Origin of the sequence: Oceanobacillus sp. FSL K6-3682, assembly GCF_037976165.1 — a bacterium.
Lineage (GTDB): Bacteria > Bacillota > Bacilli > Bacillales > Amphibacillaceae > Oceanobacillus > Oceanobacillus sojae.
The window spans coordinates 2,091,452-2,106,328 of the sequence record NZ_CP150263.1 but is presented as its reverse complement, the minus strand read 5'-3'; the positions used below and the strand labels follow the sequence as shown (position 1 = coordinate 2,106,328).

Annotated in this window: 10 protein-coding genes; all 10 read right to left on the bottom strand. The window is 37.6% G+C overall.

The window, feature by feature from the left end; all coding sequences use genetic code 11:
- Nucleotides 1–88: 88 nt before the first annotated feature.
- The 10 genes from rodA to addB all read right to left on the bottom strand — a co-directional run bounded on the left by rodA (nucleotide 89) and on the right by addB (nucleotide 14,563).
- A complete protein-coding gene (rodA, locus tag MHH51_RS10520; protein WP_339285981.1) occupies nucleotides 89–1,255 on the bottom strand; it encodes a rod shape-determining protein RodA in 1,167 nt (388 codons plus the stop codon).
- Between the two features lie 383 nt (nucleotides 1,256–1,638).
- Complete coding sequence (locus MHH51_RS10515) at nucleotides 1,639–1,896, bottom strand: helix-turn-helix transcriptional regulator (RefSeq protein ID WP_339285979.1); 258 nt, start codon at nucleotides 1,894–1,896, stop codon at nucleotides 1,639–1,641.
- Nucleotides 1,897–2,180: 284 nt separating this feature from the next.
- Nucleotides 2,181–2,729 carry a signal peptidase I gene (gene lepB / locus MHH51_RS10510; RefSeq protein ID WP_339285977.1) on the bottom strand — a complete coding sequence of 183 codons (549 nt, stop codon included), beginning with the start codon at nucleotides 2,727–2,729 and terminating at the stop codon, nucleotides 2,181–2,183.
- Nucleotides 2,730–2,960: 231 nt separating this feature from the next.
- Entirely contained in the window at nucleotides 2,961–3,188 is a 228-nt protein-coding gene (locus tag MHH51_RS10505; RefSeq protein ID WP_339285975.1) for a YolD-like family protein, read from the bottom strand.
- Nucleotides 3,185–3,400, bottom strand: a complete 216-nt coding sequence (locus tag MHH51_RS10500; RefSeq protein WP_147208084.1) for a hypothetical protein — start codon at nucleotides 3,398–3,400, stop codon at nucleotides 3,185–3,187. Before MHH51_RS10500 ends, MHH51_RS10505 begins: the two co-directional genes overlap by 4 nt.
- A gap of 277 nt (nucleotides 3,401–3,677) precedes the next feature.
- Nucleotides 3,678–5,177, bottom strand: coding sequence for an alpha-amylase family glycosyl hydrolase (locus MHH51_RS10495; protein WP_339285973.1), 1,500 nt, complete (start codon nucleotides 5,175–5,177; stop codon nucleotides 3,678–3,680).
- A gap of 206 nt (nucleotides 5,178–5,383) precedes the next feature.
- Nucleotides 5,384–5,761: a YisL family protein gene (locus MHH51_RS10490; protein ID WP_339285971.1), complete on the bottom strand. Its 378-nt coding sequence runs from the start codon at nucleotides 5,759–5,761 to the stop codon at nucleotides 5,384–5,386.
- A 435-nt stretch (nucleotides 5,762–6,196) separates the two neighbouring features.
- The gene (locus MHH51_RS10485) at nucleotides 6,197–7,354 is read right to left on the bottom strand and encodes a DUF418 domain-containing protein (RefSeq protein ID WP_307725828.1); all 1,158 of its coding nucleotides are present in this window, start codon (nucleotides 7,352–7,354) and stop codon (nucleotides 6,197–6,199) included.
- A gap of 2 nt (nucleotides 7,355–7,356) precedes the next feature.
- Entirely contained in the window at nucleotides 7,357–11,073 is a 3,717-nt protein-coding gene (addA, locus tag MHH51_RS10480; protein ID WP_339285968.1) for a helicase-exonuclease AddAB subunit AddA, read from the bottom strand.
- Nucleotides 11,066–14,563, bottom strand: a complete 3,498-nt coding sequence (gene addB / locus MHH51_RS10475) for a helicase-exonuclease AddAB subunit AddB (protein WP_339285967.1) — start codon at nucleotides 14,561–14,563, stop codon at nucleotides 11,066–11,068. The genes addA and addB overlap by 8 nt, the downstream gene beginning before the upstream one ends.
- Nucleotides 14,564–14,877: the final 314 nt, after the last annotated feature.

The window sequence follows — 14,877 nt, the reverse complement described above, 5'->3', positions numbered from 1 at the left end:
ACCTTCATAGCGATTATGAAGGTTTTAGTTCTACTGTTTTTTTACAATTTTAAATTCTATCCTTCATTCTTTCGCAATTATCCTCTGCCTAATCACTAATAGCTTTTTTACGGAATAAATCATCCCTGGAAGAACGGATTTGTACACTAATTACTAATCCAACCATCATCAGGTTTGTTATTAAAGAGCTGCCCCCATAACTTATAAATGGTAAAGTAATACCTGTAATTGGCATTAACCCTATCGTCATCGCAATATTTTGGAAAACTTGAAAAGCAAGAATTCCAATGACACCAACACAAAGGTATACTCCAAATAAGTTATTGGTCTCATAAGCAACCTTTGTAATCCGATAGAGAAGCAGGAAATACAGCAGAATCAGAATACTTGCGCCAATAAAACCATATTCCTCTCCAATTACTGTAAAAATAAAATCTGTATGTGCTTCTGGAACTTTTCCATTTTGAATTTGCAACCCCTGGTTAAACCCTGCACCGCTTAATTGACCTGAACCAATCCCCATGATTGCCTGCTGAAGCTGGTATCCATAGTCAGATGCATACTCTGACGGATTTAACCAGCCATAAATCCTTTCCATTTGATGTGATTGAAACAAACGGGAGAAAGCATCGAAATAATAAGCATATATAAAAATTAAACCTGCTACTGAAGCAGCCATTGAAAAAAGTATCGGTAAAATAACTTTTATCGAAATACTGGAAACAATAATCATTGTAAACGCAATGGCAAATATAGTCAGGGCTGAACCTAAGTCCGGCTGAAGAAAAATAAAAACAAATGGAATAAGGGTTATTGCCATTATTTTCGCTGTTAATTGGATACTCATTTTTAAAGACAGCTTTCGATTACCATGACGTTCCAGAAGGACTGCCAAATAAATGATAAGAAATATTTTGATAAACTCAGATGGCTGCACTTCAAAAAAACCCAGATTTAACCAGCGCTGTGAGCCATTCCGAAAGACACCAAAAAAATGAACACAAATCAAAAGAAAAGTGCCAATGGCATATAACCTAAATGCCTGGTGCTTCAAAAGCTCATAATCAAAGAAAATAACTGCCAGCATGATCAGAATACCAAAAACATACCAAACAGCCTGACGGATCACAAAATAAAAAGGCTGTGATTGCGCATATTGTCCTGAACCACTATATATGGTAATTAAACTAATTAAAAATAATAAAAATAAAATTATTATAATACTGTAATCTAAATTATATTTCTTTTGCTGCATATCAAAAACCTCATTACTAGTATTTATTAGAAAGTAAATTCCTTACCACCTGAACTGCTATAGCATCATCTAAATATTCAACTGAAAAAAGATAGTCTGGGACAACATCTGCAGTACTGATAAAATAAATTAGTACTGCTCCCATTAAAATCAATTCCTTAAGTGTCCCCTTTTTATGACAAAATCGATGAAAAAAGGATGTAAGCTGCTGTATGTATGCTCCTTGATTCCCCGCATTTTCCTTCTTTTTTTGGAAATTTTCAATTATAAGGCGCTGTCTTTTTTCTGTTTCAGCATCCTGCTCATATTCATATAATTTCTCATCTATTTTTTCATAGAAAAAGAATCGTATTGATCACCTGAATGCTTTAAAAAGTATTTAATCATTGCAGTATAATCCTGTGCATCATTTGTACTTTTCTCCTTTGTTTTACCGGAAGCCCATTTTTCTGAAGCAATTCTTCAAAAGGTATATCCAAAGTTGAGATTTCCATTAAATGCTGATTTGTCAGCTTGCGTTTGTGGTTAATAATGCGTGATACAATAGATATATTAATATTTGTTTTTTTACTTAATGCCCGCATTGAAATTTGTTTTTCCTCTAATTTCTCTTTGATGAAATCTCCAATTCTATGATTCATTAACTATCCAGACCTTTCTATCATTCAAATGTTTTCTTCTGTTACTCTCTAATATACGAGCAGCGTTGACAAAATGTCAAACTTTCCAGTGATTTTATTAATAGCATGGAATATCTCGAAAAATAAAAAGATCGCCTTCATATACAGATGTATATAAAAGACGGTATTCTAGTGTGACTTCTTTTTTTATTTTGAATGGCGTAAGCCCGAAGTAAAAGCGTACAACATAAAATTCCTTTTAAATATTAAAAACCGCATGTAAAGGTATCCTTCTACATACGGTTTTATTTAGGTCTGCCAATATTACTGAATGGATAAATCCGGAATGTAACTTCACCAATAATTGCCTGTTCATTTAAAAATCCAAAGAAGCGGCTGTCATTGCTGTTTCCACGATTATCCCCCAAAACAAAATAGGTGTTTTCAGGGACAGTTGAGTAACCTGTTAACTCTTCTAAAGTAAAGTTTCCGGTTTGAAAGGCGCGTTTTGCAGGACTGTTTTCATTCAGCAGGTATGGCTCATCTACCGGTTCTCCATTTAAGTATAAAACATTATTTATATATTCAATCTGATCACCTGGTATGCCAATCACACGCTTTACATAGTAATTATCAGAGTCAGGAGCATGAAATACGATCACATCAAACCGGTCAATGGATGCAACTTTATTTACAATAATCTTATCTTGATCCGAGAAAGTAGGCTGCATGGATTCTCCCCAGACAACAGAAGGTGCCAGAAGGAAATTTTTAACAATAAATGCCGCAATAATAATAATCACTGCTATTCTGCATAATAGATAAATTTTTCTCTTCAGAAGACCTTTCTCCATGCTCCGCACCTCCTTTAAGTAAATTATATCTCTTACCATATTTCAATTTTATTATACTATATAATCAGGAAAAATGTCACACAAATAAAATTCATTGTACAAATAGACTATATGAATTGGTATATAAGGGTTCTTCCATAAAGATAAATCATAAAAAACATATCATACAGTATTGATTTGTAAAAGAATAATACGAGAGCAGACATTTAAAGAAAGGGCTTTCTTCTTTTTTTATAAGAGAAAAACCTTAACAATATTTTCTAAATTTATTTTAGTAAAATTAACACGGCCAAACTTATTAACTATTTTTATGTACCTGTCTTCATAATTGATGCTATCAATATATCCCTGCTCCATATAGAAATTATTATCCTTATGATACTCAATTTTAATTAGTAGATTATCTTTATGGGCCATCATCAACTGAAAACCAATTTCTTGTTGTACATATAAGTTCATGCTCCGACACTCCTTTTCAACTGCCCAAAAGACAGTATGCTGTCTATTTTAAAACTTCTCACTTGTTTACGATAATAGCAGTAAGCCAAAATTTTGGTGTTATCTATGTCGACTACTCTTATTATTCGTTGGCTGATCTTTCCTTTAGAGTCTATATAATAGATCATTACCTTTTCTTTTTTCTCCATCGCACTTGTTAAGAAACCAATCATTTTAACCACCCCTCGATAAGAACTTTTGTTCTGAACATTTGTTCTTATTATATCAAAACAGATAAAGTTGTAAACATGAAATAAATGGATAAAATTATTTCAAACTAAATTAACCTTTGTTTACTTTATCTGATATAAATTCGTATTAACAGGACTATTTTTACACGTAAAAAAATAAGCCCTAAAAGGAAGGACTTATTTTTAGTAACTGATGCATTTCCCCAAGCTGCTACCAGACAATTGTACCCGTACCAAAAAATTTTCTGTGTTTTTATTTTCAACTTTCTTGATGTTCTCTTATTTTTTGTTTTCTTTTTAACAGTATAACTGCAATAACAAACAATGCGAGAACGGAAACAATAAAACCGATAAACAGCCAATTAAAGCCTTTATCTTCTTCTAAGATATATACTTCTACGGATTCTCTTGGTATTCCAATCCGGTAATTGCCCTCTTTGTTTTCACGTACTAAATTATCCTCTAAGATACCTTTTAATTGCATACCAGATTCTATATTATCTACATCTATATATGCTGACTCACTGCCATTATTAATAGCAGCATACATTATCTCATCTTGATAGCTACGACGGAACACCAACATCGATGCTTCAGACCCGACATATTCAAAATCACCAAACCTTAATGCAGGAAATTCATTATGCAGGGAAGCAATACGTTTATGAAATTCCTTTAAATCCTCATCTCCACTGTTAAATGGAACGAGCCGCTGTGATTCCTCAGCATCCCCGCCATACATTGGAAGCTCTGTCCCTTGAGTAATCATCGTTGCACCCGGTGTTGTATACATATATGTTAATGCCAGCGTCCAAGCAGTTACTGCATTACGTTGATTTTCTGAAAAAATATTTGTAAAACGTTCCTGACCGAAGCCGTCTATCTGTTTATAAAAATCGGTTAATCCCTGTTCTTTCCAGATATCATAAATCGCAGAAACATCATTGTCACTTTTTGCAAATGTTTCACTTAATTCTTGATTTAACTCCGGATAATTAATAATATCCAGCGATGTATTTTCTAATAAATCCACTGCTTCATCCATAGTTGCTTCTGTTATATCACCAATAAGATAAAAATCAGGACGATTTTCTTTTAAAGCCGCAGTCAAATCTTTGATAAACGCTTCTGGTGCAAGATCAACATTAGGCAGCTTAAATCCATCAATATCCGTTTCTGACTCCCAATATATAGCAGCATCTAACATATAATCTGCAGCGTCAGGATCCGTTAAGTCTAATTGAACCGTTTCTGATAATCTTTCATCATCTGAAGCAGGTGTTCCCAGCCACCAATCTTCTTTATCCGGGTCATTCGTCAAAGGATTTGTATCTGCAGCATAGTTAAACACGAAATCAATAACTATTTTCATATCACGCTGATGCACTTCTGATACAAGACGCTCAAAATCTTCCATTGTTCCAAATTGTGGATTTACTTGATAAAAATCAGTAATCCAAAACCCATGATAGCCTTTTTCTTTATTATCCATAATTGGTGACAGAGAAATCGTAGTAATTCCAATATCCTGCAGGTCATCTAATTTATTTATGATTCCCTGAAAATCACCACCATGATAGTTATGAGGATCATCAATATCTATTTCTCCCTGGATTTTAGCGTCTCCATTATTAAACCGGTCAACCAATATTTGATAAAATACTTCATTATGTATATCTTCATCCTGTGCATGAGCAGGCTCTTGTATAATGAACATACTTATGATAGCAGCAAGTCCAATACTTATTTTTTTGATCATAGATTTTCCCCCAATGATAATAAAACTGTAATTTTCATTCTACCCTATTCTCTATTATCACTTATTTTCTTAAAAAATCATACCTTGATTAAAATGATGTAAAAAAGCGTTCACAATTATCTTTGCAAATAAATAAAGTACCTCAGCCAGCTGACCAAGGCACTTTATTTTATCCTGTTCAACAGGAAGTTATTGTTTTACTTATTTTAGAAATAAAAGCCCATTGGCAAGCGGAAGAATCCTAAAATAATGACAATAATCAGTGCAATAAGGAATTGAATCCATTTGCCTGTTGCTGATTTGCCCTTTTTTGCGGCAACTAATATCATTTCCATCATTACTACAATCCAAAGACCGGCAAGTGCTTTTACAATTACTTCACCAAGTATCGGCATGGAATAGCCTTGAATATAATCCCAGGTTAATAATCCTCCCGTGATGATGATAAATAAATACACAAGACGTAAAATCATATGAACAATCGTTGCAGGCTTATTACTGCTTTTTTTGTACAAGACTAATGCAATAATAAAGAGAATCAGTCCTAGTACCCACGCAGTAATATGCAGATGTGTTCCTCCCATTTAAGTTTCCTCCTTCATTTTTATAAGTACATGTAATAATCATCTTCCACATTTAACAAAAATGACTAATAATCCGTTTACTATAAGTGCTTGTTCAAAAAGTAGTCAAATTAGAAGCAATAAGGTCAAGGCGACGTAACTTTTACGAACGGCCTTTCACAGGATGTGATGACTTCTGTGTTGTCCACAGGACGTGGACGTACTTAGCAGAAGTTCCTCTATGCTTTTAAATACGTGAGTAACGCTTTTGGTGGGGCGAGTAATCGCAAATGTTTTCGGTGGGACGAGTAATCGCAGTCCCAGCCCCATCGGAAAAGATACGTCAACGCAGAGATTCGCAGCTTATCATTTGGGGACTTTTTGAACATCCTCTATAATACCATTTTCTTCCCTAAGATGACATTTTAATGTCCCTTTGTCAACAAATCGCCATGATTAACGTCTAAACGGCTGCATTTTTTTATATGTGATACATCTCCATAACCACTCGACAGGTCCAAACTGAAAATAACGAAGCCAAATCGTACTGCCGATAATTTGCAGGCAGAAAATAACAAGGACAATCAAAATTTGCTGAACAGGACGAATTTCTCCATAAAGTCCGAAACCGGCACCGTAGAAAAGACAAAAGGAAATAACTGATTGGAGCAAATAATTGGACAATGCCATTTTGCCAATCGGTGTCAGTACACGAAGTATTTTTCGTGGGATATCCTGTTGCCACAATAACGTAATGGTGGTCAGATAGAAGACTGCGGATGCTGTCCCTCCGATGTTATCCTGCACAAGAGCAAACCAGAGCGGGTTACCAAATAGATAAGGTCCGATTTTAAACAGAATAAATACAACCAATGAGAAAGCCCAAATCTTTTTCAATATACTCCTGTAGGAGAGTGGATCATGAAGCCATCTCTTTCTTGCCAGATACATCCCAAATAAAAATAAAGGGAGAATAATGAATGGGTATATAATAAAGCCTAAAAGTCCATTCGACAGCTGCCAATCTTGAAAATTTTGCGCCAGAATAATAGATAAATCATTGGAGCGATAGCTTTGAAAAGCCTGCTCTATTTCGGATGTATTACCCAGAACAATAAAATCCCTTGCTAAATACTGCAGACCTGTAAATGCAATTGTTGAAAATCCTAATAGACCAATCCCCCAGCCTGCCAGGGTCTTATCTCTGCTATTTAAGAATAACAGCAGTAAAAATCCCATCGTTCCATAGGTTAAGAGAATATCTCCATTCCAAACCGCAAAAGCATGGATGATTCCAAAAACAATTAATGTTCCCAGTCTTCTTCCGAAAAAAGCATATGGTGAGATTTTCTTTTTATCCAGGCTATCCTTTTGAATTTGAATCCCAAAGCCAAAGAGAATAGAGAACAAAGTGTAAAAACTGGCTTGAAAGAAGATATCAATAAAAGCCAGACTAAATTGATCAATTCCAGCAGTCCAGGCATCTTCTGCTCCTCCATAGAGAAAATAAGGAGCAGAAAATGATCCTATATTAACCATGAATATACCTAAAATTGCAAAGCCTCTTGCAGCATCTATCCATTCTAAACGTTTATTCACTTGATAAGGTTGCACTATTATTCTCCTTTGATAAGAAGCTTTTTAGAAAAGAAATAAAGGTATGTTTCCTTAACAGGCTGTTTCCAGATTTCTTCAATTGCATACCGGTAAAGCTCCAGCTGTGTTTTATACCGTTTTCTCAGCTGCTCCTCTAATTTTTCCGTAACATCTTCTGTTATCATATCTGTTTTGTAATCAAGAATAATACAGCCCTCTTTCTGAGGAATAATACAATCGATAACCCCTTGGATTAATACCTTTTCTTTCACGGGATCCTTCCAGTCTGGATATACTTTTTCCGCTGGCAGCATCAAACTGAATGGCACTTCTTTATATACTCTATTCTCCACAAAAATTTTCTGGGCGATCGTTGATTCTAAAAAATCTACAATAGCTGAAGCGGAAACACTTTCCGCTTCGGGAGCTGACATTTTCTCCTCTTGAACCAGTTTCTCAATAAACTCCTTCACTTCCTCTTCGGATAGTTTATCCTTCAAAGGAAGATGCTGCATCACTGTATGCAGTGCAGTTCCCTTCTCAGCCGCAGTTAATTTTTTTTCAGCCTGCATAAATCTCGGTCTGTTTGTAATCGGACGTATCGCAGATTGAGGAATCATTCTCTCATCACTGTATGCATCTTTCTGCTCCTGCTGACGTTTTAATTCTGTTACAGATTGCTTTGCACGGGAGTGTACAGCCTGTTGATATGGATATTGATAGGAAAGTCGTCTATCGACCCAACTATCCAGGTCTTTATAATCCTGTTCAAGCCGGTCCCAATTTCTGATTTGATTTTTTAATGCATCTTGTTTTTGCTGTAGCGTATTTTCAAGGAAAATAAGATCCTGACTCGGATGAATTTGTACATCCCACTTTGATGAGTCCTGTGTGATTTCAGATAAAACGCTGGTTCCTATCTCCTCTTTTCTCAAAATTTCTGCTTGCGGATGACGGATCAATGCAGGTCCGACCCAATCCAGATAATTCTTTGCTCCAACCCGAAAATACGCCGGTAACACCCAGTCTGCATGATGAGCAATCCATGACCATGATGCTTTCCGCTTCTCTGCAGAATTGACTGTTCCTACCATAAACAACTTCTCTTCTGCACGTGTTAAGGCTACATATAATAAGCGGATTTCTTCCGACAGCTGTTCTCTTCTGATTTTTTCTCTCAACGCATGATAAAATAAAGTTGAATATTGAATCCGTTTATCAGGATCAATAAATTTACTGGCAAATCCCAGATCTTTATGAAGCAGATATTTCTCGTTTAAATCCATCATATTAAATTCTTTATCCATACCTCCGAGTATCACAACAGGAAATTCCAAACCTTTACTTTTATGAATCGTCATTATCCGGACAACATCTTCCTGTTCACTAAGGGCACGTGCAGCACCCAAATCCTTCTGCTCTTCTTCCATTCTTTCAATAAAGCGCAGGAAACGATATAAACCTCGAAAAGAGGTCTCTTCATAGCTTCTTGCCCTGTCATATAAAGCCCGTAAGTTTGCCTGGCGCTGTTTACCGCCGGGGATGCCTCCAACAAAATCATAATAGCCGGTCTCCCGGTATATTTGCCATATTAATTCTGACAACGCTCCTTGCTGCGCAGATTGTCTTAATGTATCCAACAACTCCCGGAATTCTTTTAATTGTACTGTAACCTGATTCTCTTCTTTTTCCAAATATGCTATAAGAGCATCATAAAAATTCCCATGGCGATTTGCTAATCGAATTGCTGCTAAATCATTTTCTTGCAAACCGACAACGGGCGAACGCAATACAGCGGCCAGCGGAATATCCTGACGCGGATTATCAATTATCTTTAATAAACTGATCATGACCCGAATTTCAATCGCTTCAAAGTAGCCTGATGTTAATTCTGCATAAACGGGAATGCCTTGTTTTTTCAGCTCATCCATAATAATAGGTGTCCACGTCATGGAACGCATTAAGATTACAATATCACGATACATCAAATTTCTATGCTGGCCAGCTCCCTTATCTACTACTTGCATAGGTGTATCTGTACCTTCAGTGCCAATCCATTCCCGGATTTTTTTAGCATAGGCCCGTGCTTCAATTTGTGCTTTTTCTAAATCTTCTCCTGTCTCTTCCGCTTCTCCAGACTTCTGTCCTTGAGGAGTATCAATCATCAGCAATTCCGGATTAGAATGAAGTGGAAATTCATCATACACACGATTACCGTAAATAAGCTCGGCATCCTGGTCGTATTCAATATCACCGACCTCTTCATCAAAAAGCTGACGGAATAAATAGTTAGCGCCAACCAGCACCTCGTTCCGGCTTCGGAAATTCCGGTTCAAATCAATTCGTTCGGCAGGATAATTGGTTGCTGCAAACTTTTTATATTTCTCAATAAACAGGGAAGGCTCTGCGTGTCGAAATCCATAAATACTCTGTTTCACATCACCAACCATAAACATATTTCCATTATCCTCAGGATTACGGACTAACTGAAGAATACTTTCCTGCACAAGGTTTGTATCCTGATACTCATCAACGAGAACCTCTTTAAACTGCTTTTGCAGCTGCATAGCAATGGAGGAAGCACCGATTAGAGCACCTTCTTCATCTGTCTCCATTAAAATCTCCAGGCAATAATGCTCTAAATCGTTAAAATCAACAATAGCCTGTTCCTTTTTACGATGCTGAAACTTATCCATATAGTTTTCTACCATAGAGGTCATCTGTTTTAAAACAGGAGCCATGCCCTGCATATCCTGAATGTGGGCAGCCAGATTGCGGACAAACCATTTTTCCTTCATTTTGTCCCATCTGTCTTTGACTTTTTTTCGGAAAGCCTTCACCTGTTCCCGTTTCTCTGGATTATCCTCTATTTTTTTTCTTGATAAAGCCGCAAACTTCGTATCATGAACAAATTGGTGTAATTCATCCCATTTTGATAATTTTCCCGCCGCAGCTTCCAGCACCGCGGTGTCTTTTTCCAACGCATCCAAATAATGATATGGCCCATCAGGCTCTCTTGCCACAGCAATAGCTAAAGCGTTCTCTTGCTTCATTGCTTTCAATTGGTTGGTAATCTCTTCCTTGACTTCCTGGAGCCAGGGAATGGTTTCTTCTGTCCAGTTTTCCTCTATTTCGTAATTTGCTGTCAGCTGGTGCAGCCACTTTTTTGGTGACGGATGTTGAACTGCAAAATTTGCTGTTTTCAGGATTAATTCTTCCACATCCCGATCACTTCTATCATTCGAAAAACGGTTTACTACTTCAAAAAATTGTTCCTGCTCCTGATTCGAATCATCATACCAGCCTTCCAGCAGATCATCCAAAACCTCCCGCTTTATCATATCCATTTCTACATCATCGGCAATGCGGAAAGAAGGATCTAAATCAATCATATATGCATTTTTCCGTACAATATCTAAGCAAAAGGAATGCAGCGTTGAAATAGACGCTCTCTGTAATAAAGAAAGCTGTTTTTTTAAATGAAGAGATCCCGGTTTTTCAGCCAATGACTTCTCCAGTGCTGCTCCGACTCTCGCCCGCATTTCCTGTGCTGCTGCGTTCGTAAAGGTAACAACGAGTAATTCATCAATATTAATCGCATCTTCTTCCTTTAAGAGTTTCTGAATAATACGCTCTACGAGGACAGCTGTTTTTCCAGAGCCCGCTGCTGCGGCTACAAGGATATCCGTACCGCTTCGATAAATTGCCTGTTCCTGTTCTTTTGTCCATTTAACCACGGATTTCCCCTCCTTTTAGCCGCTCAATAATTTCTTTTTCTTTTATATTTGGTATTTTTCTATAATTATTTCCCTGCAATGCCGGGTCAAATTGACAAACTGCATGAAAAGGACAATACGTACATGCCGCTGTATCCTTCTTCAAAAACGGATTAATCTCTACACCGCCGGATGTCATATCCAGCCCTGCCTTTTCAAGCAATACGTGGATATGGTTTTTAAGCTTATCAAAGGTATCATTATCCGCAATTTTCGAATGATGGTTGAATGTCCCATCTTTTTTCAGACCAGCAGGAATAATATTACTTGTCCCCATTTCTAACGATTCGTCCATCGCCCTGGCGATTTCTTCATCAGATAAAAGCAGCCCTCTCATTTTATAAGACTTAAAAATCTGTCCCTCTATATCACTGTCTATTTTTTCTTTATCCAGATTAATCATTGGATTGTGCACATGGAAATAAAGGACGCCTGCCGGATTCGCCTGCTGACCGAGCCATTTTTCCGAATGTGTCAATACAACATCTAAATAAGTTAACATTTGCAGGGCGAGGCCATAATAAACCTCCAGCAGATCCAAAGCACGTGAGCTTGATTTATAGTCGATAATCCGCAAATATAAATCCTGATGAAGCTCTGCTTTATCTACACGGTCAATCCTCCCGCGTAAGAGAAGCTCATAGCCATTTTCCAGTGGCAAAATAAGCGGCGGCAGCGGACTGTTCTTCTCTCCAAAACTGAGCTCCAGACCTACCGGGCTAAAATCTGTCTGTCTTGCCTGCTCACTTAATATAAATGCTGCTCTGGCAATTATTTCTTCCAGCTTCTGCTGAATATAGGTATAACGATTGGAGCTATGCAGAATTTGATGCTGGAGCACAGGTGATAATTTTTGAATTGCCCGGTGCGCGTAACTCGCTGATGTTTCCCTGGTAAGCAGTTTGAAATCTGTTTTTTCAGTTTGAACCCACTCTGTAATTAAACGTAACGCCTCATGAAATAGTTGTCCAATATCAGGAGCGTCTAATTTATAAGTCTGCCGTTCCTGTAAATTCAGGCTGTAACGGGCAAAATGCTGATAGGAGCAGCGATAGTAGGATTCCAGCCGGCTGACACTTGCTTTGATTTGTTTTGGATAAAGCTCTTCAGCTGTTTCTTTATTCAATTGCTCTGGCTGGTTTTTATAAAATAAACCTTGTAAAATTCGGTAGGTCATCCCATACTTCGGCTGATTTTTCACATACCAGTTGTAAACAGCAAACCAGGCTTCACTAATCTCATATCCCCGCTGCAGCCTGGCAAATTGCGTTGTCAGAGCAGCCCTGGTTTTTGTCTTTGTAGTAATAAATCTCAGTGTATCTGCAGTATCTTCCACATCCTGAAATAATAAATGCTCCTGGCATTTCGGAAAAAGATCCTCAATCCTGCTGATTACTTGAGAAGGAACTTTCGCTTTTCCCTCTTCATCACTGATTGGATAACTAATCATCAACCTATCCTTGGCAATCGTTAACGATAAATAGATATAAAACCAATCATCAAGCAGCTGTCTTTTTCCGTTTTCAGCAAGCTTTAATCCGTTTTGCTCCAATAGCTCTCTTTCTTCATCATCAATCATGCCGTCTACCGGCGGCTTCATTGGCCATACTCCTTCATTTACACCAAGTAAAAAAGCACAGCGGACACCTGACATCCGCGATCTGTCAATGGTTCCCACTAATACATGGTCCATCGTAGGCGGGACATGTGAATACTCTAATGCTTCAAATCCCGCATTGATCGATACATTAAAGGTAGACAAATCCAGTTCTTCATCACCGGCAATCTCGACCATTTCATCCATCAATTGTATGAGTGCATCCCATACCTGCTGCTGCTCCCTTCCTTTTTCAGGAATACCCTGCTCATCAAAGGAAGCGCGCATTTCCTCCAGCTGTTCAGGAACCCCCAGTGATTCCAGCCAAATAAAAATAGCTTCACAGCGTTCTTTAACGCTTGCGGCCGTACGAAAGCTCTCATCAAAAGACTTTAACGCTTTTGTGATTTGGTCCCGGTATCTGTTGATTTCCTCCTGCATTTTGCTTTCAAAGCTCGTCTGCGCAGCCTGGTCAAACCCACGGAAGCGCTGATATTTCCATGGCTTATCATCTAACCACTGCTTCCGATAACGAATTCCGTACTCTATTGTATAATTCTCCAATTGATCAATTGCATCTCTTGTTAGTGGAAACTCCTCATCACTGGCAGGTATAAATTCTGTTTTTAAAACACGGAATATTGCATCCGAGCGCCAGCCATTTTCAATTGCTTCCAGCATCGAACGGATCAACTCAATTAAAGGATGATGCAGCATAGAGCGTTTCTGATCAAGAAAGACAGGAATATTATAATCTCCAAAGATTGTTTCAATTAAATCAGCATATACATCTGATTGCCTCATTAAAATAGAAATATCACGATAGCGATATCCACCGTCTCTTACCAGCGAAAGAATTTCCTCTGCAACACCTTCTACTTCTGCACGTGGATGAACCGCTTCAGCTATTTGAATGGGCGCATCTTCTGTATACTCCGGAGAGGGACGGACATCGAAATTTTGTTCCAGATGGGCAAAATAGGTCCGATCTTTAAATTGATCGTCTGCCGGATTTAAATAAACTGACTGTTCGAACGAAATCCCGGTTTCCTCGGCAATAGCTGTCAATTGCTGATAGGTCAGGTTTGTCTGATAAAAGATATCTAACTCCTCCAGCTTTTCTGCATTGGCCGGATCTAACGTCAAACCGATATGAACAGCAGCACACTTTTTCATTAATTCCCCAATCACGGATATTTCCTGCGGCGTAAAACGATGAAAGCCATCTATATAGATATGTGCTCCCTCAAGCATGCTGGCTTTTGGAATTTTTTCCTTTAATATTTGTAATCTGTCTTCATTGTCCATATAAGAATGCTGCAGCTGTTTAAGAAGCTGTTCATAAATATAAATGAAATCATCCAGTTTTCGTGCTAATCCCATTTCCGATGGAGATTGATGGACAAATTTGTTTAATTGATCCTGCTGGGCTCGAAGTGTGTCAGGTGTAATTTCATATCTTTTAAATTCTCGAATAACGGATTCCAGCTGATCAAGAAATCCCTGCTTTTTCATTGCTTTTTGAAATGCCATCCAATCTCCATTTTTCTCAGCAATAATTTTCCGAAGCATCATTTGTGTTCCAACCGAGCTGATAAAAGGCTGTAGCCCTCCTCCTGTTTCTTGTAAAACGCGCCATGCAAGTCTTGAAAAACTGGCTACCTGGGCCCTGATACTTCCACTTAAATGCTTCCGGCTAAATAAAGAGGTTTCTAATTGAAATGTCATTTGATCCGGAACAATGTAAAAAATAGCCGGTCCTATTGGCTCTTTTTGCAAACGATTTTCAATATCATTCATCATCCATTCACTTTTATCTGTACCGGATCTTCCTAAAATAAATTGTACAGTCAATCGCACACACTCCTCTTGTAGTGACATATGTATTTATATATCGAGCACATTCTATTAATGTTCAAACACAAATTTTCTTTTCTATTTTTCATACAATTATCTAACATAACAGTAAAGCGAAATAATCCCTGCCAACACAACAATAATACCGTATATAAAAACAGGAAAAAAAGCGGTGAAGGACGAGGGCTATTCAGCAATTATTTCACTTGAAGTTACCAGGATATAGTCTTCTATTTAATTTTTCCAGTAATTAGTCTATTTTATAATTTGCTTGCTTCAATACACGTTTTATATGAAGAAGCTTCCCTAAT

Bases quoted from the DNA above. Each gene is read 5' to 3' on its own strand.
- MHH51_RS10500 (WP_147208084.1), bottom strand. From the start codon at position 3,400: ATGATTGGTTTCTTAACAAGTGCGATGGAGAAAAAAGAAAAGGTAATG.
- lepB (WP_339285977.1), bottom strand. From the start codon at position 2,729: ATGGAGAAAGGTCTTCTGAAGAGAAAAATTTATCTATTATGCAGAATA.
- rodA (WP_339285981.1), bottom strand. From the start codon at position 1,255: ATGCAGCAAAAGAAATATAATTTAGATTACAGTATTATAATAATTTTA.
- MHH51_RS10495 (WP_339285973.1), bottom strand. From the start codon at position 5,177: ATGATCAAAAAAATAAGTATTGGACTTGCTGCTATCATAAGTATGTTC.
- MHH51_RS10515 (WP_339285979.1), bottom strand. From the start codon at position 1,896: ATGAATCATAGAATTGGAGATTTCATCAAAGAGAAATTAGAGGAAAAA.
- MHH51_RS10505 (WP_339285975.1), bottom strand. From the start codon at position 3,188: ATGAACTTATATGTACAACAAGAAATTGGTTTTCAGTTGATGATGGCC.
- MHH51_RS10490 (WP_339285971.1), bottom strand. From the start codon at position 5,761: ATGGGAGGAACACATCTGCATATTACTGCGTGGGTACTAGGACTGATT.